This window comes from Hyphomonas adhaerens MHS-3, assembly GCF_000685235.1.
GTDB lineage: Bacteria > Pseudomonadota > Alphaproteobacteria > Caulobacterales > Hyphomonadaceae > Hyphomonas > Hyphomonas adhaerens.
In genome coordinates, this window is record NZ_ARYH01000001.1 from 2,288,041 (window position 1) to 2,312,028 (window position 23,988).

The 23,988-nt window shown below is 58.7% G+C and carries 22 protein-coding genes; 5 read left to right on the top strand and 17 right to left on the bottom strand.

From position 1 onward, the window contains the following. Positions 1 to 6: 6 nt before the first annotated feature. Together betA and HAD_RS11080 are read right to left on the bottom strand one after the other, a co-directional pair. The gene (betA, locus tag HAD_RS11075) at positions 7 to 1,701 is read right to left on the bottom strand and encodes a choline dehydrogenase (protein WP_035571037.1); all 1,695 of its coding nucleotides are present in this window, start codon (positions 1,699 to 1,701) and stop codon (positions 7 to 9) included. Then, on the bottom strand, positions 1,698 to 2,846 hold the full coding sequence (locus HAD_RS11080) for a BCCT family transporter (RefSeq protein WP_035571038.1): 1,149 nt from the start codon (positions 2,844 to 2,846) through the stop codon (positions 1,698 to 1,700). The genes betA and HAD_RS11080 overlap by 4 nt, the downstream gene beginning before the upstream one ends. 513 nt (positions 2,847 to 3,359) lie before the next feature. Between HAD_RS11080 and HAD_RS11085 the strand changes: the two genes are divergently transcribed. Beyond that, positions 3,360 to 5,747 (top strand): TonB-dependent receptor domain-containing protein, encoded by a 2,388-nt coding sequence (locus tag HAD_RS11085; RefSeq protein WP_084331895.1) that lies wholly within the window; start codon positions 3,360 to 3,362, stop codon positions 5,745 to 5,747. Positions 5,748 to 5,851: 104 nt separating this feature from the next. Continuing rightward, positions 5,852 to 7,543 carry an alkaline phosphatase D family protein gene (locus tag HAD_RS11090; RefSeq protein ID WP_035571040.1) on the top strand — a complete coding sequence of 564 codons (1,692 nt, stop codon included), beginning with the start codon at positions 5,852 to 5,854 and terminating at the stop codon, positions 7,541 to 7,543. Positions 7,544 to 7,839: 296 nt separating this feature from the next. Here HAD_RS11090 and HAD_RS11095 read toward each other — a convergent pair whose 3' ends face one another. Next, positions 7,840 to 8,502 (bottom strand): TetR/AcrR family transcriptional regulator, encoded by a 663-nt coding sequence (locus HAD_RS11095; RefSeq protein ID WP_241765344.1) that lies wholly within the window; start codon positions 8,500 to 8,502, stop codon positions 7,840 to 7,842. A gap of 94 nt (positions 8,503 to 8,596) precedes the next feature. Between HAD_RS11095 and HAD_RS11100 the strand changes: the two genes are divergently transcribed. Genes HAD_RS11100 through HAD_RS11110 form a run of 3 tightly spaced genes read left to right on the top strand, consistent with a single transcriptional unit; the run spans position 8,597 to position 11,903 of the window. After that, a complete protein-coding gene (locus tag HAD_RS11100) occupies positions 8,597 to 9,589 on the top strand; it encodes a phosphotransferase family protein (RefSeq protein WP_199285851.1) in 993 nt (330 codons plus the stop codon). 28 nt (positions 9,590 to 9,617) lie between these two features. Next, positions 9,618 to 10,844: an acyl-CoA dehydrogenase family protein gene (locus HAD_RS11105; RefSeq protein ID WP_035571045.1), complete on the top strand. Its 1,227-nt coding sequence runs from the start codon at positions 9,618 to 9,620 to the stop codon at positions 10,842 to 10,844. 21 nt (positions 10,845 to 10,865) lie between these two features. Next, complete coding sequence (locus tag HAD_RS11110; RefSeq protein WP_035571047.1) at positions 10,866 to 11,903, top strand: alcohol dehydrogenase family protein; 1,038 nt, start codon at positions 10,866 to 10,868, stop codon at positions 11,901 to 11,903. Between the two features lie 109 nt (positions 11,904 to 12,012). Here HAD_RS11110 and HAD_RS11115 read toward each other — a convergent pair whose 3' ends face one another. The 14 genes from HAD_RS11115 to HAD_RS11180 all read right to left on the bottom strand — a co-directional run bounded on the left by HAD_RS11115 (position 12,013) and on the right by HAD_RS11180 (position 23,977). After that, on the bottom strand, positions 12,013 to 12,822 hold the full coding sequence (locus HAD_RS11115; protein ID WP_035571049.1) for a F0F1 ATP synthase subunit gamma: 810 nt from the start codon (positions 12,820 to 12,822) through the stop codon (positions 12,013 to 12,015). Continuing rightward, on the bottom strand, positions 12,819 to 14,318 hold the full coding sequence (locus tag HAD_RS11120) for a F0F1 ATP synthase subunit alpha (protein WP_035571051.1): 1,500 nt from the start codon (positions 14,316 to 14,318) through the stop codon (positions 12,819 to 12,821). Before HAD_RS11120 ends, HAD_RS11115 begins: the two co-directional genes overlap by 4 nt. Continuing rightward, positions 14,302 to 15,027, bottom strand: coding sequence for a F0F1 ATP synthase subunit B family protein (locus HAD_RS11125; RefSeq protein WP_035571053.1), 726 nt, complete (start codon positions 15,025 to 15,027; stop codon positions 14,302 to 14,304). Before HAD_RS11125 ends, HAD_RS11120 begins: the two co-directional genes overlap by 17 nt. Then, positions 15,024 to 15,272 carry a F0F1 ATP synthase subunit C gene (locus HAD_RS11130; protein ID WP_035571055.1) on the bottom strand — a complete coding sequence of 83 codons (249 nt, stop codon included), beginning with the start codon at positions 15,270 to 15,272 and terminating at the stop codon, positions 15,024 to 15,026. Before HAD_RS11130 ends, HAD_RS11125 begins: the two co-directional genes overlap by 4 nt. Beyond that, on the bottom strand, positions 15,265 to 15,969 hold the full coding sequence (locus HAD_RS11135) for a F0F1 ATP synthase subunit A (protein ID WP_035571056.1): 705 nt from the start codon (positions 15,967 to 15,969) through the stop codon (positions 15,265 to 15,267). The genes HAD_RS11130 and HAD_RS11135 overlap by 8 nt, the downstream gene beginning before the upstream one ends. Further along, a complete protein-coding gene (locus HAD_RS11140; RefSeq protein WP_051596158.1) occupies positions 15,969 to 16,232 on the bottom strand; it encodes an N-ATPase subunit AtpR in 264 nt (87 codons plus the stop codon). Before HAD_RS11140 ends, HAD_RS11135 begins: the two co-directional genes overlap by 1 nt. After that, a complete protein-coding gene (locus HAD_RS11145; RefSeq protein ID WP_035571058.1) occupies positions 16,232 to 16,507 on the bottom strand; it encodes an AtpZ/AtpI family protein in 276 nt (91 codons plus the stop codon). The genes HAD_RS11140 and HAD_RS11145 overlap by 1 nt, the downstream gene beginning before the upstream one ends. Continuing rightward, positions 16,504 to 16,947, bottom strand: a complete 444-nt coding sequence (locus tag HAD_RS11150; protein ID WP_035571059.1) for a F0F1 ATP synthase subunit epsilon — start codon at positions 16,945 to 16,947, stop codon at positions 16,504 to 16,506. Before HAD_RS11150 ends, HAD_RS11145 begins: the two co-directional genes overlap by 4 nt. After that, complete coding sequence (gene atpD, locus HAD_RS11155) at positions 16,944 to 18,350, bottom strand: F0F1 ATP synthase subunit beta (protein WP_206741262.1); 1,407 nt, start codon at positions 18,348 to 18,350, stop codon at positions 16,944 to 16,946. Before atpD ends, HAD_RS11150 begins: the two co-directional genes overlap by 4 nt. Before the next feature lie 150 nt (positions 18,351 to 18,500). Next, positions 18,501 to 18,902, bottom strand: coding sequence for an acyl-CoA thioesterase (locus tag HAD_RS11160; protein ID WP_035571060.1), 402 nt, complete (start codon positions 18,900 to 18,902; stop codon positions 18,501 to 18,503). Further along, on the bottom strand, positions 18,899 to 19,816 hold the full coding sequence (locus tag HAD_RS11165) for a beta-keto acid cleavage family enzyme (protein WP_035571062.1): 918 nt from the start codon (positions 19,814 to 19,816) through the stop codon (positions 18,899 to 18,901). Before HAD_RS11165 ends, HAD_RS11160 begins: the two co-directional genes overlap by 4 nt. A 24-nt stretch (positions 19,817 to 19,840) precedes the next feature. Continuing rightward, positions 19,841 to 21,382: a BCCT family transporter gene (locus tag HAD_RS11170; protein ID WP_035571063.1), complete on the bottom strand. Its 1,542-nt coding sequence runs from the start codon at positions 21,380 to 21,382 to the stop codon at positions 19,841 to 19,843. Beyond that, positions 21,382 to 22,977: a carboxylesterase/lipase family protein gene (locus tag HAD_RS11175; protein WP_084331896.1), complete on the bottom strand. Its 1,596-nt coding sequence runs from the start codon at positions 22,975 to 22,977 to the stop codon at positions 21,382 to 21,384. Before HAD_RS11175 ends, HAD_RS11170 begins: the two co-directional genes overlap by 1 nt. Before the next feature lie 4 nt (positions 22,978 to 22,981). Next, complete coding sequence (locus tag HAD_RS11180) at positions 22,982 to 23,977, bottom strand: NADPH:quinone reductase (protein ID WP_035571065.1); 996 nt, start codon at positions 23,975 to 23,977, stop codon at positions 22,982 to 22,984. Positions 23,978 to 23,988 lie beyond the last annotated feature (11 nt).

Consider the following 23,988-nt stretch of genomic DNA (forward strand, 5'->3'; position numbering starts at 1 on the left):
TTTGCATCAGTGTGACACCACCCTTGTGGGGGTTCCGTCACGCTGATGCGTTTCCCAGCTCTCGGGAAGCCAGGACTCTACCTTCTCTGGAGGTAGAGTCGTCTTGCCAAGAATGATATCTGAGGCTTTCTCTGCGACCATGATGGTAGGGGCATTTATGTTGCCGTAAGGAACGGTTGGAAAAATCGAAGCATCGACGACGCGAAGCCCATCCAGCCCATTCACACGGCATTCCGTGTCGACAACGGCACCTTCATCTTCTGCAGAGCCCATCCGGCACGTTCCGCAGGGGTGGTAGGCGCTCTCAACATTCTCTCTGACCCATCTGTCGATCTCTTCATCAGACTGGATGTTCTTCCCGGGTTGGATCTCCTCGCCACGGTACATGTCCATTGCAGGCTGTGCGATGATCTCTCGGGTCAGTCGGATACATCGGCGCCAGGCGGCGATATCGTCTTGGTGCTGTAGATAGTTGAAAACTATCTGTGGTGCAGCAGTGGGGTCGGCAGATGAAATGGTAACGCTGCCGCGACTTTTTGGCTTGTTAGGACCTACGTGAACTTGGAACCCGTGCCCTTTGATTGAGGCAGTGCCGTCATAACGCATTGCGGCCGGCAGGAAGTGATACTGAATGTCCGGTGACTTGCGTCCTGCTTCTGAACGAATAAACGCGCAGGATTCGAAATGGTTCGTGGCGCCAAGCCCGGTCTTGAATAATAGCCAGCGCGCGCCAATCAGAAACTTGCTAAACAACCCAAGCTTTGTGTTCAAGCTGACTGGCTGCTTGCAATGGAATTGGAAGTAGACCTCGAGATGGTCCTGCAGGTTTTGTCCGACGCCCGGAAGTGTGTGAACAGGCTGGATGCCCGCTTCGTGCAACGTTGCCTCCGGGCCAATGCCGGAACGTTGTAGTATCATCGGCGAGGCGATTGCCCCGGCCGAAAGGATGATTTCCTTGTTGGCGCGCAAGATCATGTCCTTGCCCTTGTGTTGCGCCACGACACCGACTGCACGTTTCCCGTCGAAAACGACCTTGTCGACCAGAACATGTTTCATCACCGTCAGGTTTTGGCGCTTCAGAACCGGTCGCAAATAGGCGCGCGAAGTCGATTCACGAACGCCACCACGGACGGTCATGTGCATCGGGCCAAAGCCTTCCTGGCGGTATCCGTTATAGTCGTCCGTTCTCGGATATCCTGCTTCGACGCCAGCATCGATGAACGCCTGATAGAGCGGATTTCCCTTCATATTGTTGCCGCCGGATACGCCAAGCGGTCCGGCGCCACCGCGATAGTCGTCTTCACCACCCTGCCAAGTCTCCGCGCGTTTGAAATAGGGCAGACAATCGGTATATCCCCAGCCTGTTGCGCCCGCTTCGACCCATTCCTGGAAGTCACAGGAGTGCCCACGTACATAGACCATGCCATTAATCGATGACGTGCCGCCTAGCCCTTTTCCGCGTGGGCAGGAAATTTGCCGGTTGTCGATGCCTGGTTCGGGTTGGGAATAATAGCCCCAGTTGAAAGTGTCTGACGCCATTGGATAAGATAGCGCTGTTGGCATCTCAATCAGGAGATTACGGTTGCTGCCCCCGGCCTCCAACAACAGCACACTATTATTGGCGTCAGCCGATAGCCGGTTAGCGAGTACGCAACCGGCCGACCCGGCGCCAACAATGATGTAGTCGAATGTCTTGTTCATCTGATTGGAGCTCTTTCTACGGAAGAAGTCTTCAACAGCGCTCTGCGCCGGAACGTCAGTGCATAGATGCAGCAATAGATCCCGATCACAACGAGACCAATCCATTCAATCTTAAGGGGGGTGAATTGGTAGAGGAGGATCAAGCCGAAGATCATGGTCCAATGTGTTGCAATGTATCCCGGACCCGTCAGGCGGGCCACCGTCATGTTCAGGTTTTCCGAATAAAGCCTGATTAGCGAATCCAGCGAATTGGTTACGAAGATCACGCCGACAATGACCATGCACAGGCGCGGCAGGACGCCCAGAGTGATCGCTGAGTTGTAGATGTAGAACAGCAGCGAAAACCACAAAGCGATCGGAATAGAAGGCAATATCAACAATGCGAGCAGCAGCTGCCAGACCTTCAATCCGCTAACGAACCGGGCAACGAACTGACCGATCATGATGCTCCAGGCAAACCACCAGAACAGGTAAAAAGCGTGATAGTCGGAGATAGGAGACGTGAATCTGTTTAGGTGCTCAAAATAGCCGAGGAGATTGGCCGCGCTTGCGAGGAATGGACCCGGTCCTATTCCACTGACGAACCAGAGCAGGCCAATAAGCCCCAGGAACAGGGCCGTGGAACCTATGCTGAGCCATTTTACATAGCGAATGTCGGTACTTGAAACGACTGACACCAGAACAACCAAAGCAACCAGTCCAAAGCGGGCAGGCTGTGTGATCCCGACAATATAGCTCGGCAGATAACTCAGGAACAGGAAGCCTGTGAATGCGCAAGTCGCAATGACAACCGCTGAATTGATCAGTTTGATCGGGCGCAGCTCGAACAGTTTCAGTTTCGGTTCGACAATACAAAAGTAAAAAGTGGTCAGGAAGTAGAACCCCCAGACCAGAAAGCCCCAAAAGCCAAACTCAACCGCGAGCGCATTTGTGAATCCGTATTCGGCTTCCGCTTCGTAGGTTGGAAATTCCGTCAACGGGAACATGATCAGCCCGACATCAAGGCCGGACGTGAAAAGGATGGCCATGAACGCGCCAAGAGGCTGGGGATCTGTGCCGGCTAAGTGCAGGTGATTGAAGCGAATGACTATCAGGGCCGAGGTCAACAGGGTGACCGCAATAGCCACTGAAAGGATAAGATTCATATTGATTGTGCCTTAGGTGTTGCCAGCGGAACTGTGCTTGAGGGGCGTGAGCCTGGAATCTAGCTTAGGAAACTGACAAAATCACCCTTCCGTCATTCCAAGTCTTTGTCTGAAATCATTCTGTTCGTTGGTTTGCCTTATGCTCGCATGTCGTGAGTAGCGCGAGAAGATCGCTGCCTGACATCCGCTTATCCGCGAAAAACGGAGACTGTCTCGAGGTAACTGACAGGTCCGAGCAAATGCCGTTTGCATACCAGATGCGGCATTTTATCAACCCGTGTTTGGCAGCGGAGTTGCGTGCAACTGTTACAGATTGCCTTGTCGTCCGACATGCAATGAAAGCGTCGCAAATTGTTCAATTATCTGAACACGAAGCGTCGCGCGATCGTCACATTCATTCCCTAGCTGGTGGCAATCTTCTCGAGCTCTTCGGAGCTGGATTTTCGAAGGTAGCGCCGAGCTGCGCGGAAGCGAGGGTTCCGCCAGCTCAAGAAGCAAAAGAGCGGAATTACAATGACATTATTTAAGAGCGGTCTTCTTGTGTCCGCGAGTTTCGTGCTGGGGTTCTGCGCAGCCGCGCAGACAGTCGAACCGACACCCGTTGGCGCAAATGCAGACGAAGCGCGCGAACTCGATACGGTCATCGTTGTGGGGCAGCAGCAAACCTATTCGTCAGCTGAGTCGACGGAGTCCATGGCGCTTCAGCAAGCGCCGGTAACGAGCGTACTGGCGCAAATCGACAACCTGCCTGGCGTGCAGGTCCAGGAAGGTGACGCCTTCGGCTTTGACGACTGGTCGACCGGCGTGGCCGTTCGCGGCTTCCAGAATAATCTCGGCGAACAGCAGGTCGGCATCACGATCGACGGCATGCCGAACGGCGGGTCGAACTATGGCGGCGGCGCCAAGGCCAACCGCTACATCGACACGCAGAACGCCGGCGCGATCGAAGTGTCGCAAGGTACAGCAGATATTGCTTCGCGCACAAATGATGCGCTTGGTGGCACGCTCAACTTCACGACCCAAAACCCACTGGACGAGCGCCGGGTGCGCGTCTCGGCGTCGCTTGGTGACTTCGACTCTCAGCGCTTTTACGGCCGTTATGACAGCGGCTTCCTGTCCGATAACAAGACCAAGTTCTGGGTCTCTCTGTCGACCCAATCGGCTACCGACCATGTGAACCAGTCGGCGGATAACAGTCGCGACCACATGGCTGCCAAGTTGCAAACCGAGCAGTTCGGCATCGACTGGACCAGCTACCTTGCCTACGACGACACGCACGAAAACAATTACCAGCGTCTGTTCTCGCCGGCCGACTTTGCAGCCAATCCGAATTCTGACGGGCTGACTGCTGAGTGGACCGGCGTCCCTTATATTGATCAGCTTTATCGGAAAGCCTGGGGCACGCTGCGGACAAACACGTTCTTCTACCTGAAGGGCGAGAAGGAAGTGTTCGACGGTTTCAAAGTTGATGCCGGTGTCTATCGTCATGACAATGACGGGCGTGGCGATTGGGTTCCGCAGTATGTGGTCAATGTCGGCCAGTACGGCACGTCCACTGTGCCGCTCGTGACGTTTACAGACCCGGCGGGTTCGCCTCTGACACCTACTCCGGGCTGTGTCTCATCGATCACGTACCCCTATGGCGGTGCAGGTCCGGAGTACGATCCGGCTTGTTTCCCTGCGAATTCCATTCCGGTGTCGTCTTACAGGCATACCCACTACCAGAAGGAACGGACCGGGGCTTATGCCGACTTCGAGTGGCAAACACCGATTGGCCAAACCGTGGACAATACCCTGCGTGGCGGTCTCTGGTACGAGGATGCAACGCGGTACGAATATCGCGATTGGCACAAGCTTATCGATTCTCGTGTCGGCGCCGATTATGACTACACGGCATATTGGGTTCAGTATAATCGCGAATTCCCTCAATCGACCTTCAAATGGTACCTCGAAGATGTTGTGAAGGTGTCTGACTTCTCATTCCGTCTCGGGATGAAGCAGTTCAGCAACGAGATCGAACGCGCTGACAATTTCGCGCCGAATGACGCGGCATTGAACTTCAAAGTGTCGACCGATTCCGACGTACTGTTCTCCGGTGGTGCAGCTTGGACCCCCAGTGCCGTGCCTGGCCTGGAAGTCTTCGCTGGCTATGCCGAAAACTTCAAAGCCATTCCCGATACGGTTCTCGAAGTGCTGGCACCGGGCGGTACGCCCGATCCGGAAACGTCTGAAAACAGCGAAGTTGGCGTGCGTTATTCCGGCCAGCGCTTCCGGGGCTCGCTCGTCTACTTCGACTCGACGTTTGACAACCGCTTGCTTGCGGTCGCCAACCAGACCGTCAACGGGATCGACTATCTCGAAGCATCCAACGGCGGCTACATCAATGGCGGCGGCATCGAGTCGAGCGGCTTTGAAGCGTCAGGCGAATTCCGCGCAACGGACAACCTGTCATTCTTTGCATCCTATACCGGTATCAGCGACGCCAAAATTCTGGGCTCGGGTATCGTGACACAGGATGCTGCGACCGGGCTGACCGTGCTGGACAGCAACGGCAACATCGTCAGCACAGTTGTTGGTAATCAGGTTCCCGGTATCGCCAAGAACATGGCAGTCGTCAGCGCGGATTATACCGACGGCAATTTCTTTGCTGGACTGTCGACCAAGTGGGTTGACGATCGGTTTGTTGACGTCGGCAACACGTGGACGGCCGAGGGCTACTACGATGCTGATCTGTATGCAGGTATCTCCGGCGAAGCGATCTCCGACGACCTGTCCAACCTGGACTTCCGCCTGACCGTCAACAATCTGTTTGATGGCGATTGGCTGGCGGGAATTTCCGGCGGTGGCGCCTGGATTTCAGCGCCGCGGACCGTCGTGTTCACCGTGACTGCAGATTTCTAGGAATGATGTAAGTTCAATCATTGAGGAAGGCGGTCTCTGTGAGACCGCCTTCTTCGTAATTACAATATATGCCCGTCGATAGAGTTTCAGAAAAGGAACGGCACATGCCCCGGATCAACCGCCGCCATGCATTGGCATTGATGACAGGAACTGCACTCACGTCAGCTTGTGCGACGCCGGGTGAGGAGGCTGCGCAATCTGCGACGAGTGAATCATCTGACCCAGCCGTGTTCCGTCACGGTGTGGCAAGCGGTGACCCTGATGCGTCCAGCGTTGTCATCTGGACACGGATCACGACGCTCGCATCGGAAGTGGACGTTACGTGGTCGGTCTATGACGATCCGGAAATGGAATCCCTCGTCGCAAGCGGTGCCGCTAAAGCGACGGACGAGACGGACTACACCTTGAAAGTAGTGGTGGACGCCCTTCAGCCAGGGCAGACTTACTACTATCGTTTCGAAGCGGAAGGGGTCAGGTCCCGGCTTGGGCGCACGCAGACTCTGCCTGTCGGAGCAGTGGACCAGCTCGGTATCGCGCTTGTTTCCTGTTCGAATTACCCGTTCGGTTTTTTTAACGGGTATGATGCGATCGCACGCGATCCGGAGATCGATTTCGTCCTGCATACTGGTGACTACATTTATGAATATGGTGGTCCAGAGGGATGGGGAGAGGAGACCGCCTCCGTCATCGGGCGGCCGCATGATCCACCGCATGAAATCATCACGCTAGCCGACTATCGCCGTCGACATGCCCAGTACAAATCCGACGCGGGTTCGCGCGAAATGCATGCAGCGCACCCTCTCATCTGCTGTTGGGATGATCATGAAAGCGCCAACAACCCATGGACGGACGGCGCTCAGAACCATCAACCTGAAACCGAAGGCAGCTGGGCAGCACGACGAGCGGCTTCGATTCAGGCCTATTATGAGTGGATGCCGATTCGTGAGCCCATGCCGGGTCGAACAAGAGCACAGTTCTGGCGTTCCTACATTTTTGGTGACCTCGCCACGCTCATTACGCTGGAGACGCGCCACACGGCGCGTGGAAAACAGGTGGATTACGCAGAGTGGGCGCCGAAGTTAAATACCGAAGCAGACTACGCAGCCTTCCGCCGCGATGTGCTGGGCGACCCAGATCGGCATATGATTTCGCCGACAGAATTGGAAGATATATCCGTAGCCCTTTCCGAATCCGTAGCGAAGGGTCAGCCTTGGCGCGTGATTGGTAATCAAATTCCAATGGCACGCATGCCTGTGCCAGACGTCATTGGCCTCGGTGTGTTATCAACTCCCCTAGAGACTTCGCTCGAAGCGCATAAGCGGTTGGCTTGGTTGGGTAAGCATGGACTCCCATTCTACACAGACACTTGGGATGGTTACCCTGTCGCGCGTGAAGCGTTCTACGATTTATGCAAGTCGAATAAGGCCGCCGACCTTTTGGTGCTCACAGGGGATAGCCACAGTTTCTGGGCAAACATTCTCCACGACAAGAGTGGTGAGAACATGGGCATTGAACTCGGCACTGCCGGGATTACGTCTCCTGGGGATTTCGTTGATTCCGGCTTCGACGCTGAAACGGCTAAAGCGCTCGATCAGGTATTTTCGGATCAGCTCCCCGAAGTGACCTGGACGGACAATTTTCATCAGGGGTATGTGCGAGTTGTGCTCTATCCGGACTCGGCCAAAGCCAGCTATGTCGCCGTTAGCACAGTGCTCAGCCCAATCTACAATACGAGAACAATAAAAGCTTTTGATATTCAAACAGATGGCAAGAACCTTGCGCTTCGTCAGGCTTGAAAAGATTCAAGACTGACTTCGCTAACAAGATCCGAAGCATGCGACGGAGCCTGCAATGACAGTGGCACTTAGGCGAAGTCTTTGTGAAGCCCCGCGGCAACGTCTTGCTCGACGAACTTCAGCGCCAGCTCGGGTCGGCGGTGCCCGGTGTTACTGTGAAGGGGTATTCGAAGCCAACTATCAGCGCAGTGCTCTTGGTGTGGAGAATGCTCGCTATGTCCTCGTTCCACATCCTATCCAAGATACCACGATGCGCGCATTGCTTCGCGAGGGTGCGAAGTCTTCAGAAATTCGCATCAGTCCATAGTAGGGGCTCGAACGATCGCTGCAATCGTCTGCACAAAGTGTTCGAGAACGCGATCATTCGACCAGGTGGAGTGCGTCCGGGTTGAGTCGGCCAAGCGTGTTTCCCGGGCAGAGAGGACGCCGCCAAGGTAGGCTTCAATAAACACAATTCGCTCTGTCTGTTCGCGTTTTGGAATGTGTGTCATCCAGCCACGTAGCATCTCGACACATCTTTTGTATCCCGTGTTCCAGCGGTCTTCGAGCGCATTCATGAAGAGATCGCGATGGGCCATGGAGAGCAGGACAACAAAGCGGTTGTAGCACTCGATCTCTCCGCGCGGCGCCAAGTCGATCGAAGGATATACAAGGATCCGTACGATTTCTTCCAGCTCGGCAGGGCCTCCCGCCGCCATTAATGCATCCAGGGCTTCGTTCCGTCTGGCATCGATCAGGCTGGCGCCATCTACGACCAAAATCCGGATCAGTTCGGCTTTGGAGCCGAAATGATAACCGACGGCGCCGTGGTTCCTTTGTCCTGCCGCAGCGGCGATTTCGCGGACGGTCACGCCGTCGACACCGCGTTCGGCAAACAGTTTCAGCGCCGCGCGCTTCAGCGCGTCGACGGCATCGCTCTCATTTTTTTCCTGCAGGCGGACCATAGGGAAGGCTTGCAATCTGATCGTCTCCGCGTCAACCATATTATCCAATTGATTTAATCTGGAGAAGCGGGTGGACGCGCTGGTAGATCTTGAGACGCTAGCTGGTTGGATGGACAGTCAGGAGCTGGGCGATGGTCCGATCCTGCAGGTCGAGCGGCTGGCCGGCGGCACTCAGAACATTTTGCTCAAGTTCCAGCGGGCCGGCCGGACTTACGTCTTGCGACGTCCGCCGCCGGTCCTGCGTGCCAATTCAAACGAGACCATGCGCCGGGAAGCGCGCGTGCTGGCGGCGCTGAAAGATTCTGCAGTCCCGCATCCGGGACTCATTGCTGCGTGTGAAGATGAAAAGGTGCTGGGTGCCGCATTCTACCTGATGGAACCGGTTGACGGGTACAATGCCACACAGGGATTGCCTGAGCCGTTCGCGAGTTCGCCTGACTTGCGTCACCAGATGGGGCTCTCACTCGTTGATGGGATCGCGGCGCTCGGCGCCGTCGACTATGTCGCTGTAGGGCTGACAGGACTGGGCAAGCCGGAAAACTATCTGGAACGCCAAGTCAGCCGCTGGAAAGCGCAGCTCGAAAGCTATGCGGAGATTCCGGAGTGGGATGGCCGCAAGGATCTGCCGGGTGTCAATCGCATTGGGGACTGGTTGGAAGAAAACCGTCCCTCCGGTTTCCGCGCGGGCATTATTCATGGCGACTATCATCTCGCCAACGTCATGTTCCGGTTTGACGAACCAAGGCTTGCCGCCATCGTCGATTGGGAACTAACCACTATTGGTGATCCATTGCTGGACCTCGGTTGGCTCCTGGCGACTTGGCCTGATGAGGCTGATCGATCCGACGCCGGAACAGTTGCGGTCCAGCCGTGGGATGGTTTCCCGGAGGCGGAAGAACTTGTCTTGCGATATGCGACTCAGTCGGATCGCGACCTTTCAGGCATCCACTGGTACAGCGTCCTGGCCTGTTACAAGTTAGGCATCATCCTGGAAGGCACCTATGCGCGCGCCTGCGCGGGTAAGGCACCGAAGGCGACGGGCGACGACCTGCACAGACGAACCATATGGCTGCTTGAGCGCGCGCTACGCTGGATCAGCTGAGAATATTCAAACACATGGAGGAGCAGAGATGCTGTTCGAGCATAGCCAGAAAACCAAGGACTTGATCAACCGGATGGAAGCGTTCTTCGACACGCATGTCTATCCGACTGAAGAAGAACACCATGCCTGGAATGAAGATCCTGCGAACCTCTGGCAACGGTGGCCCGGCATCGACAAGATCAAAGAACACGCCAAAGCCGAGGGCCTGTGGAATTTGTTCCTGCCGCACGAATATGGGGAATACAGCCCCGGGCTGACCAATATGGAATATGCTCCATTGGCGGAGATCATGGGCCGGGTGCCGCATTCGTCGGAATTCTTCAACTGCTCGGCACCGGACACAGGCAATATGGAAGTGCTGGCGAAATATGGATCGCCGGAACAGAAGGAACGCTGGTTGAAGCCGCTGCTCGCTGGCGAAATCCGTTCCGCCTATGTGATGACTGAGCCGCAGGTCGCGTCTTCCGACGCGACCAATCTCGAACTGACCATCCTGCCTGATGGCGACGACTACGTCATCAATGGCCGGAAATGGTGGATCTCAGGTGCAATGAACCCGAACTGCAAGGTCTTCATTGTCATGGGCAAGACCCTGCTGGACAATCCACGCCATCTGCAACACTCGCAAATCCTGGTGGAACCCGGCACGCCGGGATTGAGCATTGTCAGACACCTGACCGTGTTTGGTTCGAAGAACTCACCTGGCGGCGAATGTGAACTACGTTTTGAAAACGTCAGAGTTCCCAAAGAGAACATGATCCTCGGTGAAGGCCGCGGATTTGAAATTGCGCAAGGACGCCTTGGTCCCGGCCGCATTCACCACTGCATGCGCTCTATCGGCCAGGCCCAACGGGCGTTGGAAATCATGGCGCGCCGTGTTGAGAACCGGGTGGCCTTCGGCAAGAAGCTTTCCGACCAGAGCTCAATCCGCCAGGATGTTGCGCGCAGCTTCTGCGAAATCGAAATGGCGCGCCTCCTGACTCTGAAAGCCGCTGACTCCATGGACCGCTTTGGCAACAAGGACGCCAAAGACCTGATCGCTGCGATCAAGGTGGTCGCTCCCCAGATGGCACAGACTGTATGTGACCGCGCAATCCAGGTGCATGGCGGTATGGGTGTCAGCGACGACACACCGATCGCAAGTTTCTTCACGCTGAACCGCTTCCTGCGTATCGCGGATGGTCCGGACGAGGTCCACATGTCCCAACTCGGGAAGATGAAGATCCGCGAATATAACGCCATGTCAGCGCGCTGAACCTCGCATAGGAGACTTGGCATGAAAGCACTCGTGTATCGCGGACCGAAAGACATCGGCTTCGAATCTGTTCCTGATCCGATTCTTGAAGATGACCGGGACGCAATCATCAAGGTCGACAAGTGTGCGATCTGCGGCAGCGACCTGCACATCTATCACGGTGAGACCTTTTCGGAGGACGTTGGTTATTGCGTCGGTCATGAAGCGGTTGGCGAAGTCGTCGAGGTCGGCCGATCTGTCCGCCAGCTGAAGGTTGGCGACAAGGTCATGATCTCTGCAGCGGTCGGATGCGGGCAGTGCCGGTCGTGCCTGGCCGGAAACGTCGTGAATTGTGAGACAAATTCCGGGCGTTGTTACGGCCTGTCCAGCGCGCTGCAGGGGTGCCAGGCGGAAGCCGTACGCGTCCCGGCAGCCGATTTTAACGCAGCGCGCATTCCTGAAGGTGTCACAGCGGAGCAGGCGCTCATGTTGACGGATGCGTTGGCGACCGCCTGGTTCGGTGCGCGCAATGCGGATATCGGGCATGGCGCAACGGTCGCCGTTGTCGGGCTGGGGCCTATCGGGCTCATGGCAGCGGAAAGTGCCCTGGCCATGGGGGCCGCAAGAGTGTTCGGTATTGATCTGGTCGAAGAGCGGCGCGCCATGGGGCGTGCAATTGGATTGGAAACGCCAGAACCGGGCGAAGCCAGAGACTATATCCGTGAAGTCACACACGGCCGGATGTGTGACAGTGTGATCGAGGCGGTGGGGCATTCCGCGACGATCCGTGCGGCGCTCGGACTGGCCGGGCGCCGTGGCACCGTGTCGGTCATTGGCGTAAATCAAGACCGGACCATGGATTTTCCGATGGCCAAGGCGTTCGCCATGGGGCTGACGTTCCGGATCGGAACCTGTTCAGTGCTGCAGGAGTGGCCTGACCTCGTCCCATTGATCCAATCAGGCCGTATCAAGCCGGAACGCTACATCAGTCACACGCTGGGTCTGTCGGAAGGCGCGCATGCTTATGACCTGTTCGATCGCCGGGCCGAAGGTGCCATGAAGATGGTGCTGGATATCTGAGCAAAATGCGATGTCTTTGTTTGGTGAGTTTCGCCAGGCAAGTCGGGCGGGAGGTTCGACTCCCATAGTGGCATCCGGACGAATCCTCTGTTGGTGCTTGAATGGCAACTCAGCGTCGTCCGGCGGACAATTCTATCACTTCGGTTGTCATCTGTTCCTGGCGCGCCTGCTGGTAAGCCTGTTCGACGTCCGTGCGGCGGGAGCGCAGATTGTTTTGCGCCCTTGCCATGGCCTCCACCCGTGCACGCGCCTCGGTCTCGGCGCCTTGCATCATCACGTGGGCGACGTTGGCAAAAAGGGCTTCCTGCAGGAGCCCGGTCAGGAGGTCCGCCGCTGGCAACGTCATCAGCGGCGCTATCTGTGACGTCACCCCTTCAGGCGGTTCCGGAGGGAAGAGGCGCGACACGATGGCGGCATGCCCACCATGGGGCGACCCGGTAAGTGCGCGGATTGGGCCGGAATAATGCGTTGATTGTTCAACAAGGACATCCGTCGTGCGGCTGGCCAACGCCGGAATGGCGGCCGGATGCCCTGGCAGGTCATCGGACCACAGGACCGACAGACCGGCGGCGCTCAGCATGTCTGCCGTCCGTGCGCCCACGACAACCAGTCCCATGCCGGGTTCGAGCGTCGCCTGAGTGGCCTCGACGATATGTTCCGGATAGGCGCCGCAGAAGCCTTGCGCCGCGCCGACGACCAGCAACAGACCGGGTCCCTCCGGTTCCGAGTATGGCGCAGCGGCGGCGATGGAAACGGCGAGCGCCTGCGTCACTGTCCCGGCATAGGCGGTAATGGCCTGCATGGCCGTTTCTGCGGAACCGGCATGGCTTGAGGCAATGGCACGCAGCGCTCCGACAACATTGCCGATCTCATCGAGACTGCGCAGGCGATGCTGAATCTCTTCCGGCCGCTTGCTCATGCATGTTTCAATGCGGTTTGCACTGCCTCCAGGATCGCGGATTGCGTGTCTTCGTCCAGTTTGGCTGTGGTGAGGTCCAGTTCGGAAAAGGCCGAGTCCGCCGCGAAGATCGATGGCAATGCGGTTTTCAGACGGGCGATCTCTTCCACGTCCACATCATCCAGAAGACCTTCGTTCAGAGCGCTGAGCAGGGCGATCTGCGTCAGGAGATCCAGCGGAGAGAGGCGTGGCTGGGCAAGCAGAGCCGCGATGCGTTCTCCTCGCTTCATCCGTGCAGTCATGGCATCGTCCCCGAAACCGCCAAACCGTGAGAAAAGCTTCATTTCGAGGTATTGCGCGTAGTCGAGCCTTAATCGTCCGGAGACGGATTTCATTGTGCCCCACTGCGCCTTGCCGCCGACCCGGCTGACCGACAGGCCGATATCGATGGCTGGTCGCTGATTGGCCGCAAAGAGCGATTGCGACGTGACGATCTGGCCGTCCGAAATCGAGATCAGGTTTGTTGGAATGTACGCAGAAAGGTTCCCGGCCTCGATCTCGGCAATCGGCAGGGCCGTTAGCGAGCCGCCGCCGCGGGCTTTTGACAGCTTAGAGGCCCGCTCCAGCAAGCGCGCATGAAGATAGAAGATGTCGCCGGGATAGGCTTCGCGACCGGGTGGTTGCCTGGAGAGCAGCGCAAGCTCCCGATGGGTCGCAGCGTGCTTGGTCAGATCGTCATAGACGATCAGCACATGCTGCCCGCGGTCGCGAAACCATTCGGCAATGGACGTGGCAGAAAAAGGTGCCAGCCATTGCAGCCCGGGTTCTGCAGACGCTTCTGCGACGATGAAGATGGTCCGCTCCATTCGGCCATGTTCCCGAACCGCGTCAATCACATGCCGGACCGCTGACGTCCGCTGGCCAATGGCGACATAGATGGAGATGATGTCGCTGTTGGCCTGGTTGATGATCGTGTCGACGGCAATGGAGGTCTTGCCGGTCTGGCGTTCGCCGACAATCAGTTCACGCTGCCCGCGGCCAATCGCGAACAAGGCGTCGACGACCAGAAGGCCCGTTTCGACAGGCTCGCTCACAAAGTCCCGGTCGATGATTGAGGGAGCAGGGCGTTCGACTGGCAATCGCTCCGTACTGTCGGGGACGGGGCCTTTGTCCAGCGGTCGTCCCAGCGGATCCAGCACTCGCCCCAATACCCCTTCGCCGATGGGCACAGATGCGAGCTGACCTGTCCGGACGACGCGCGTACCAGCTGAGACGTCGTCGGCGGGGTCGAGACAGGCGACGTTAATGTGGTTTTCCTCCAGTGTCAGGACGAAGCCACGGCCGCCGGTCGAAAAGGTCACGATCTCGTTGAGCTCTGCGCCGGGAAGACCATCGACTGTCGCGAGGCCGTCGGCGATCGCGATGACCTTCCCGCGCTCCTCCGCTTCGGCGCCGAGCTGGGCCTCGGCGATGCGCGCCTTCAGCGGGTCCAGTGCAGGATCAGTTGGGCCGGTCATCACGCATCGCTTCGGTGATTTGTTCAAGATCGTGGGCGAGTGAGTTCCGGATTGCGCCGCTGTCTGAATGCAGTTCGAGACCGGCGATCAACTCGGGTGCAGTCGAGATTTCGGGGGCTATGTCGAACGGCGCTATGGCAGACTTCACCAAAGATTCTTCGTCTTCGGAGAGCGGCGTGGCTGTCAGCACCTTCAGGTTTCCGCCCTTGAGCAGGGCACCGCGTTCGGCCGGTGGCATTTTCTGGAGGGATGCGATCAACCGGCTGACATAGCTGCCGAAATCCTGCGGCTGCGCGGTCAGGGCGCGCTCTGCGATGATGGCGGCCAGATCCCGGGCCCGTGCCAACGCCTGTTCTTCGAGATCGTGAGCGCCTCGCTCGTGTGCGGCCTTGCCTTCGGCAACGATCCTTGCAGCCTCTGCATGGGCCTTGTCGATGAGGGCCTTGCTTTGTGCTTCGGCTTCCTTGTGTGCCTTGGCCAGAACGTCTTGCCGCGCAGACGCAGTTGCGTCGGCTTCGGCAAGGGCCTTCCGGGTCGCTGCCTCAGCCTCTGCTTTTGCCTTGTTCGCCGCGTTCAGTGCGGCGTCTGTCTCGGTCTGACGGCGTGCGATGACGTCCGCAACCGGACGGAACAGGAAATGCCGCAAGATCGCCAGTAGCAGCAGGACATTGACGATCTGGAATCCGAAGGTGACCCAGTCAAAATTCATTGGATGAAGGGATTGGCGAAGAGCAGTAGCAAGGCGACCACAAGACAGTAGATCGCTGTGGTTTCGATCATGGCGAGCCCGACGAACAGCGTGCGGGAGATTGCGCCGGCAGACTCCGGCTGGCGGGCGATGGCTTCCAGCGCCGCGGCAACGGCCCGTCCTTCTGCCAGCGCTGGCCCAATGGCGCCGAACGCGACGGCGAACGTCGCGGCTATGATACTGATGACCGGAACATAATCAGTCATGGGTCTTTTCCTTTTGTTGTGCTTCCGGGCCCGGGCCCGCTTCACTGACCGTCGATCCGACGAAGACGAGCGCCAGGGTTGCGAAAATGTATGCCTGCACCGCTCCGGTCAGCATCTCCAGCGCCATCAACGGGATCGGCACCAGCAGTCCCGCCAGGGACAGGACGATGCTGATGATGAATGCGCCGCTCATCACATTGCCGAACAGGCGGATCATCAGGGAGAAATGACGTGTGACCTGTTCGATCAGGTTGAATGGGAGCATGAGCCAACTGGGTTTTGCAAATGCACCAAGCCAGCCGCCCACACCAAGTGACCGGATGCCCCAGAAAATCGAGGCGGCGAACACGATGATGGCCAGCGCGGCGTCGGTTTCCAGATGTGCCGTCGGGGGTTCAGCGCCAGGGACCAGTGAGGTCCAGTTCGCCGCCAGGATAAAAACCAGAAGCGTGCCGATCAGGGCGCGGAACCGGGCAGGGTCGCCGGGTACGGTCGCCCGGATCTCGCTGTCGATCGTGCTGACGATCAGTTCAAGGACAGCTTGTGCACGCCCGGGCTTGAGGCTGAGCCGCCGGGTCATCAGAATGGATGCCACGGTTAGCACAGCCATGATGGCCCAGGTGACAACGACCGGCGTGGTGATGGCAACCGGACCGAGCGTGAAGGCCGTCCCGGCTTCAAACGGAGAAGACTCCATCACCGCGCTCCTCTCAGGACGATCACCCGGCCAAGCAGGATGCCCGCTGCGCCGGCTATCAGAACCAGCGCGCCGCCTTGGGCGAACAGAAACAGGATACCGCCCAGCAGAACGATCCGGCCAAGCTGCAGCCCGATGGCGGACAGGCGGCCTTCGACAATCCTGTTCGCGACCCATTCGAGACTTGCGAAATGGAGCCAGCCGGCGCCCAGTCCGGCGAGACCGGCCAGCAGGGCGAATATGAGTGAGCTAACGTCAGGCATCATTGCTCCTGTATCCACCGCCAGGCCAGCACGAAGCCGAGGACGGCACCGGCCATCAGCAGGGCCGCGGCCATCGTGATGCCGCTTTGCATCCACCTGTCCAGCCAATGCCCGATGAACAGCCCGGTCAACATAGGCACCACTATGATCCAGCCAAGTGCGCCTATGGTCGCGAACCGGCGGGCAAGAGACGGCTCCGGGTCTGCTTTGCCAGCCTTGTCCAGCGCGTCGGCGCGGCGGGCAGCTTCCTCGGTGGGGTCGTTGTTGTCACTCATTTGTCGGCATCCGCCTGCAGGCCGAGTGTGTCACCGCCAGCGGCGAGTTCGTGCATGAGGCGGCGGACAGCTTGCGCATAGAGCTTCACGCCCTGTGCCCGGGCCCGACGGGACTCATCCAGTGCCTCCTTTCTCGCCTCTGCAACGCCTGGCCTGAGGGAAGCAAGGTCATCGCTGACGATCGCTTCCCGGCAAGCCACGCGCACCTCATGACCGCCGCTCACGCTAAAGATGCCGCCCCTGAGGGCGCAATAGCGAAACGGGCCTTCCGCCACCCGCCAGCGCATCACGCCGGCATCGATGACGGTCAGGAAATCCGTGTGACCTGGTAGGATGCCAAAATCCCCGCTTGCATCCTCTGCCCGAATGGACACGACCGCATCCTCCTGCAGGATGATTTGTAGGGGCGTGGTCACCGTGAGTTTCAGGACGCCTGTCATGACGCCACTTTCCGCCGCGCCGTCTCCTGCGCGCGCGCTTCGTCCAGCGATCCGATCATGTAGAGCGAGCTTTCGTCCCAATCGTCGCACTCACCGGACAGGATGGCACGGCAGCCGGCGATCGTGTCTTCCGTCGAGACGCTGCGGCCTTCCATGCCGGTGAAAGCCGCTGCAACGAAGAAAGGTTGTGTCAGGAAGCGTTGCAGCCTGCGTGCACGGCCGACCAGAAGTTGTTCATCGCGGCTGAGCTCTTCGACACCAAGCAGGGCAATCACGTCCCGCATCTCATAATAGTGCTCAATCAATTTACGGACTTGAGTGGCGGTATGGACGTGGTCTTCACCGACGATCAGCGGGTCGAGCAGTGTGGAGGTCGTGCGCAGTGGGTCGATGGCCGGATAGATTCCCTCGGCGGCGAGGTCTCGCGACAGCATGACCATGCTGTCCATGTGCGTGCTGATCGCGGCGATGGCCGGATCCGTGAAGTCGTCTGCAGGCACGTAGACGGCTTCGATTGCAGTCACGGCAGCGCGGCTGGACGAGGTAATGCGTTCCTGAAGATAAGCCACTTCCGTCGCCAGCGTCGGCTGGTATCCCACACGGGAAGGCATGCGGCCGAGCAGGCCGGAGACTTCCGCGCCCGCCTGAACGAAACGGAAGACGTTGTCCATCATCAGGAGGACATTGCGCTGGTCTGTATCGCGCACATGCTCCGCAATCGTCATCGCCGCAAGTGGCACCCGCCAACGGGCGCCGGGCGGCTCGTTCATCTGGCCATAGACGAGGATCGTGCGGTCCAGCACGCCGTAATTCGTCATGTCGTGTAGCATCTCGTGGCCTTCGCGGGAGCGCTCGCCGACACCGGCAAAGACCGACACGCCGTCATAGTCTTTCACCATTGCGTGGATCAGTTCGGTGACCAGCACGGTCTTGCCGACGCCCGCCCCCCCGAAGAGGGCCGCCTTGCCGCCCTGGGCGAGCGGAGCCAACAGGTCCAGCACCTTGATCCCGGTGGAGAACAGCCGCACCTGCGTGCTTTGTTTTGCCAGCGGCGGAGACGACTGGTGAATGGACCGGCGCGGCGTATCAGCGGGCAGGGGCGGCCCGCCATCGCCGATTTCGCCTACCACGTTCAACAGGCGGCCCAGTACCTGGTCGCCAACCGGCACGGTAATGGGCGCGCCCGTCAGGCGCGCCTCCATCAGCCGGGACAGGCCTTGCGTCGGCTGCAGCGCGATGGCGCGGAAATGTTGAGTATCGAGATGGGCTTGCACCTCGCATACGACGGCAGCGCCGTCCGGGTCCACAATCACCGCGTCGTTGATGGCTGGCAGTGCGTCGTTACAAACAAAGTCGATTACGGGGCCGCGAACGGATGTGACCCTTGCTACCTGGTCAGGCAAAATACCCTCCCGAATCCAAGACTTGCCAGATCGCCTCGCGAGGCCTCTGGTTGAATCCAGGACTATATAGCAATCAGTCGCATTGGAAATGCCGACCGTGACGGCATCCACAAAACGCTGGAGTCGATCCTGTCACTCCAGAACAGCGTCTTACTTGAACTGTTCCGCCCGGGCTTTCAGGTCGTCCGGGATCGCAACCGCTTTTCGTTCCGTAAGATCGAAATAGACGGACGTCGTTTCCAGAGTCGCGGCCACCGTGCCCTTGGCAAAGTTGTGCATCTCGTATTGTACGGTGATTGACTTACCACCCACACGGACGATTTTCCCTTTGATTTCGAGAAGACTGCCGGCGGCAATTTCATCATTGTATTCAATGACCTGTTTCACATCGACCCAACCCGGGGCAGAGGCATCTTCCGGCTTCCATCCGAAAACCTCGTTCAGAAAGTGATAGGAACCATCATCAAACATGGCGATGTAGTGGCGTGTGGTCATGTGGCCCATGACATCGCACAGCCATGGATGGGCGACACCTTTGTAGATGGAGATCATTGCGGCACCTTCATGTCGATTGCGGCGTCCTGCTTCTTGAGCTTGAGCGTTTCGCGTGCTTCAGCCGGAGTTTGAACGGCGGCGCCCATGAGTTCGACGATGGTGCGCGCCCGTTCCACGAGCTGCGCGTTCGTCGCGAGATTGCCTCGGGACAGATAGAGGTTGTCTTCCAGACCAACGCGGACGTGCCCGCCCAGCAGCGCGGCCTGAGCAACCATGGGCATCTCCATCTGTCCCAGAGCAAAACCCGCCCAGTTGGCGCCCTCTGGCAGGTTTTCCACCATGGTCATGAAATTTCGCGGCGTCGCCTCCGCAGCCCACTTCACGCCCATGCAGACCTGAAACAGAGGCGGCGCGTCGAGCAATCCTTCAGCGAGCAATTGTTTGGCGAAGGACACATGACCGAGGTCAAATACTTCGAGCTCCGGCTTGACCCCGACCTTCTGGAGGCGCTTGGCGCCGAGGCGAAGCATGTCCGGCGTGGAGACGTACACATAGTTGCCGCCTGGATAATTGAAGGAGCCGCAATCGAGGGAACAGATCTCCGGCCGAAGGGTTTCAACGTGCACCATGCGTTCGGCCTGTCCGATACAGTCCGTTTCCGGGGCCAGGTCGAGCGGCGCTTCATCCGGGCCGAGATACAGGTCGCCTCCCATGCCGGTCGTCAGATTGATCACAACATCGGTATCCTGTTGGCGGATACGGTCGACCACTTCGGCATACAGCTTTGGATCGCGGGAAGGGGCGCCGGTTTCCGGATTGCGAACATGGATGTGGGCGATCGCGGCGCCTGCTTTTGCGGCTTCGATGGAAGCGTCTGCGATCTGTTTCGGGGTTACCGGTACATGCGGTGACTTTCCGGCGGAGTCGCCGGAGCCGGTGACGGCGCAGGTGATGATAACGTTTCTATTCATACCAATTCCTTCAAGCAAACGTGTTTAATCCTGTTTGCCAGCTTTCGGGTGGTCGGCTCTGAGCAGCTTCAGAAGGGAGAGAGCGATCAGCACCCCGATCACCAGCAAGGGAAGTGAGACGATCAGCGCGGCAGTCTGGACGACCCGCTGTCCGCCGACGAAAAGCAGGCTGAGCGGCAGAAGACCCAGCATCAATGCCCAGAAGACACGTTGCCACGCCGCCGGATCCTTGCCTGCGGGAAGGGACCGCGTCGCACTGGACGCGAGAATATAAGACGCGGAGTCATATGTGGTTGCGGAGAAGACGATGGCGGACACCGCAAATACGGCTGCTGCGAGACCGGGAAGAGGGAGTTGGAAGATCATCTCGGCAATCGCCTTGGACCCGCCGTCATTGTTGATCATGCCGGTCAGGTCGAGCCCCTGTTTCAATTCCAGCCACAGACCGAAATTTCCCAGGATCATGAAGAAGAGGCCGGCGCCGAGCGAACCGAACCCAAGCATGCCAAACACAATCTCCCTGATGGTCCGTCCTCGCGAAATCCGGGCAACGAACAGGCCCACGACGGGGCCATAGGCGACCCACCAGGCCCAGTAGAAAATCGTCCAGTCCTTGACGAACCCTGTCTCCCCGAACGGTTCAGTCCATGTGTTCAGGTGCACGAAGTTCTGGATCATCAGGCCCGTTGCGTTGAGCCCGGCTTTGATGAGCCAGACAGTTGGGCCGCAGATCAGGACGAAGGCCAGAAACGCGAACAACAGCCAGATGTTCAGATCTGTCAGGCGCTTGATACCTTTCCGGATGCCGGCGGCAGCGCTTGCTGCAAACACCGCGATGATGACCGCCATCACGCCGATCTCCATCCCAAAAGTCGGTTCGACCCCAAAGATGCGCGCGATCAGTGCCGCAATCATCGGCGTCGTAAAGCCGAGTGATGATCCCGCGCCACCAAGAAGACTGATCATGAAGAGAAGGTCGATAACGCGTCCGCCGAATGTCTCAGGCGAGATCCATGAAAAGCCCAGGCACCCCGTACTCAAACGAAGCACTTTGGCACTTCGGTTGTGATAGGCATAGGCGATGGCGAGGGTTGGCAAGCAATACAGGGCCCAGGCCGAAGGTCCCCAATGAAACAATCCGTAAGCGGAAGCCCAGTTTTGTGCCTCCTGGCTACGGGCCGTCAGGCCAAACGGGGGTGTTTCGAGGTAGTAGGCCCACTCGATCGCGGCCCAGTACATGAGCCCTGCGCCAACGCCTGCGCAGAACAGCATGCCGGCCCAGCTCAGTTGAGTGAATTCCGCCTGCGTGTCGGCGCCGCCAATCCTGACCGTTCCGAAACGGCCCAGCGCCAGCCATAGAAGGAAGATGATCGTCGCGGAGCCGGCCAGAAGGTAGAACGGTCCGAAATTGTTGGCGACCCAGTCATAGAGCTGAGGCAGCAGCGTCGCGCCCGTCCCGGGGAACAGGACCAGTGGAATACAGGTTGCGAGCACGAGGGCAGAGGCGCCGAAGAAGGCAACCCAGTCCGTTTTATGGGATGTGGAGGAGGTCAATGGATTTTCCATTACTCTGGCTTCCGCGTGGTCATGCCGGTCGCCTCAAGCGCTGCACACAGGTTTTCACTGACGGGGCGGGCAGGCTCACGCACCTCATCTATCTTCAGGACGTCACCCGTTTCGTTGTAGGCTGGCCAAATGACGCCGTCCCCGAAGTTCGGGTCGCCCGTGCGAGCGAACTGGGCCCAGGCCCTCACCATGAATTCGGATATGCGCCGGTCAACAGCATCGGTTGGTAGCCAGTCGTCATGCGTATCGAAGACATAAGGCAGTTCCGCGCCATGATAGCTGCCCAATCCGGCTTCAAGAGCCCCGGTCCGCACCCGGTTGAATTCGTAGATGTAGACGGATTTTGAACCGGTCGACAAAGCGTCTGCGAGCGCTTGACCCGGGCAGCGCATTTGCTCTGCAGTTTCAATTTGGTCCAGCGTGGCGGCGGGTCCGAACTTGGCTGTCATCTCCTCAACCAGGGGCGCTGCGGCGGGATGAGTTTGTGTCCAGTCTGCCAGGTCGGTCTCAATGGTCGCCGGATCCAGATACATCAGCCACTCATCGCGATTGGTCCCGATCATGAGGTCGGCTGCGTTGAGCTTTCCGGCGGCAAGGCGGTCCGTAGGTTGTTGAGGCAGGAGTCCGCCATCGACCACCGGTCCAAAATCATAGTCGGCGAGGGCTGCATTGCTCGCGCTGAGAATTTGCTCTGCTGATGCTGTCATAGGGCTGGCACCGAAAGCTTCCAGCGCCGCTGCCAGCTTGTCGAAACCTGTTGCAGCGTCCTCACGTTCCGGCCGGGGCAGGAGCTCGAATCCGCCGCTTTGGCTGATGGCACGTTCGAATAGGCCTTTTGCGGCTGGCATTATAATCAGTGTGCCAACTGAAGATGCACCTGCAGACTCGCCGAAGATCGTGACATTGCTTGGATCGCCGCCAAATGCGCTGATGTTGCGTTGCACCCATTGCAACGCCGCGATCTGGTCCATCGTGCCGAAATTGATGGGGACATCATCCTGAGCCGCGTTCGGACCAAGGAAGCCCAGCGCGCCAAGGCGGTAGGCGATCGAGACGACGATGACGCCCTGTTCGGCGAGCTTGCGGCCATCATAGTTCGGCTCATAAGACCAGCCGCCCTTGTAGGACCCGCCGTGGATCCACACCATGACCGGGAGATCTGCGTCCGGCGTCGCATCCGGACTCCAGATGTTGAGGTAAAGGCAGTCTTCGCTTTCCCCATGCGGGCGGGCCGCTGTTTCCGGACCGCCACCGAAGGACTCTATCAGGCTCGCGTACCAATCGACGATATAATCGCCTTGGATGCAGGCCGGGGCATAACGCGTCGCGACGACGGGCTTGCCGTCCTTGTGGAGTGGTTGAGGCGGCTGCCAGCGCAGCGAACCCGTTGGCGGGGCGGCAAATGGGATGCCCCGGAAAATACCGCCATTCTCAAACTCCGGCCAGGACAAGCCCTGATACGTCGCATCGGTTGCCACGACTTCAGGAAGGTTATCGTTGGCCACAGGAGAGGCGCACGCCGCAACGAGCCCAAGCAGGGCCATCGCGGCGAATGTCCTGGCAAGTTTTCGAAGCTTCCGGACAGGTGCAGGCATCACATCAGTCAACTTTAGTATTTACCACAAGGCACCCACGAAGTTTTCCCGCTTCGATCAGTTCATGGGCTTCCGCGCAGTTGGCGAGGGGCACGGTCCGGGCAATCCGGTGTTTCAGCTTTCCGGCTTCCAGTGCCACTTCGATATCGGCAATGGCCTGCGCTTTGGCGTCTTCAGGCATGGCGTAGACAATAACCATGCGCACAGTGAGGTCCATAAACATCATGCGGTAGAAGGGTAGTACCGGCTGCTGATTGTGGGAGGAGGAATAGGTCGCAATCACCCCATTGGTATTGATGACGTCCAGCACCTTTTCCAAATTCTCGCCAAACTCGACATCCACGACCCGATCTACCTTTTCACCGCCCGTCGCGTTGAGCAGCATCTCGGGCCAGTCGGGCATGCGATGATTGAGCACGATGTCGGCTCCGGCGTCGAGGCAGTCCGCTTCGTCATCCGGATTGCTCGCCGTCGCAATGACCCGCGCCCCGGCCTGAGCGGCCCACTGGATCGCGTAATATCCAACCCGGCCCGCGCCGCCGGTGACAAGCACCGTTTTGCCTTTCACATCTCCATCAGAGAACACGCAGCGATGCGCCGTCATGACGGGGATGCCAAGGCAGGCGCCGATCTCGAAGCTGGCGCTGTCGGGCAGGCGCGGTGCGCGGTTGCTTTCGACACAGATGTATTCGGCTGCCGTCCCAAACCGGCGGCCATACTGGGCCTGGTAGACCCAGACCCGTTCGCCGACACGGGCAGCCGGCACACCTTCGCCCACCGCTTCGATAACGCCCGCACCGTCGCTGTGCGGAATGACATATCCATCGTCCAGCAGTGACGGAGCCGTGGCGCCAGACCGTTTTTTGACGTCTGAGGGATTGGGGCCGCTGGTGTGCAGGCGCACCAGGACTTCGCCCTCTGCCGGCGTTGGCTGGGGCAGATCTCCATATTGCAGGCAATCTGCCGCATCACCGAATTTGTCGAACCAGATGGCTTTCATGGGGGCAGCCT

Bases quoted from the DNA above. Each gene is read 5' to 3' on its own strand.
- HAD_RS11140 (WP_051596158.1), bottom strand. From the start codon at position 16,232: ATGCCTGACGTTAGCTCACTCATATTCGCCCTGCTGGCCGGTCTCGCC.
- HAD_RS11090 (WP_035571040.1), top strand. From the start codon at position 5,852: ATGCCCCGGATCAACCGCCGCCATGCATTGGCATTGATGACAGGAACT.
- HAD_RS11115 (WP_035571049.1), bottom strand. From the start codon at position 12,822: ATGAGCAAGCGGCCGGAAGAGATTCAGCATCGCCTGCGCAGTCTCGAT.
- HAD_RS11135 (WP_035571056.1), bottom strand. From the start codon at position 15,969: ATGGAGTCTTCTCCGTTTGAAGCCGGGACGGCCTTCACGCTCGGTCCG.
- HAD_RS11130 (WP_035571055.1), bottom strand. From the start codon at position 15,272: ATGACTGATTATGTTCCGGTCATCAGTATCATAGCCGCGACGTTCGCC.
- HAD_RS11105 (WP_035571045.1), top strand. From the start codon at position 9,618: ATGCTGTTCGAGCATAGCCAGAAAACCAAGGACTTGATCAACCGGATG.
- HAD_RS11085 (WP_084331895.1), top strand. From the start codon at position 3,360: ATGACATTATTTAAGAGCGGTCTTCTTGTGTCCGCGAGTTTCGTGCTG.
- HAD_RS11180 (WP_035571065.1), bottom strand. From the start codon at position 23,977: ATGAAAGCCATCTGGTTCGACAAATTCGGTGATGCGGCAGATTGCCTG.
- betA (WP_035571037.1), bottom strand. From the start codon at position 1,701: ATGAACAAGACATTCGACTACATCATTGTTGGCGCCGGGTCGGCCGGT.
- HAD_RS11160 (WP_035571060.1), bottom strand. From the start codon at position 18,902: ATGATCTCCATCTACAAAGGTGTCGCCCATCCATGGCTGTGCGATGTC.
- HAD_RS11100 (WP_199285851.1), top strand. From the start codon at position 8,597: ATGGACAGTCAGGAGCTGGGCGATGGTCCGATCCTGCAGGTCGAGCGG.
- HAD_RS11170 (WP_035571063.1), bottom strand. From the start codon at position 21,382: ATGGAAAATCCATTGACCTCCTCCACATCCCATAAAACGGACTGGGTT.
- HAD_RS11145 (WP_035571058.1), bottom strand. From the start codon at position 16,507: ATGAGTGACAACAACGACCCCACCGAGGAAGCTGCCCGCCGCGCCGAC.
- HAD_RS11165 (WP_035571062.1), bottom strand. From the start codon at position 19,816: ATGAATAGAAACGTTATCATCACCTGCGCCGTCACCGGCTCCGGCGAC.
- HAD_RS11150 (WP_035571059.1), bottom strand. From the start codon at position 16,947: ATGACAGGCGTCCTGAAACTCACGGTGACCACGCCCCTACAAATCATC.
- HAD_RS11080 (WP_035571038.1), bottom strand. From the start codon at position 2,846: ATGAATCTTATCCTTTCAGTGGCTATTGCGGTCACCCTGTTGACCTCG.
- HAD_RS11120 (WP_035571051.1), bottom strand. From the start codon at position 14,318: ATGACCGGCCCAACTGATCCTGCACTGGACCCGCTGAAGGCGCGCATC.
- HAD_RS11110 (WP_035571047.1), top strand. From the start codon at position 10,866: ATGAAAGCACTCGTGTATCGCGGACCGAAAGACATCGGCTTCGAATCT.
- HAD_RS11175 (WP_084331896.1), bottom strand. From the start codon at position 22,977: ATGCCTGCACCTGTCCGGAAGCTTCGAAAACTTGCCAGGACATTCGCC.
- HAD_RS11125 (WP_035571053.1), bottom strand. From the start codon at position 15,027: ATGAATTTTGACTGGGTCACCTTCGGATTCCAGATCGTCAATGTCCTG.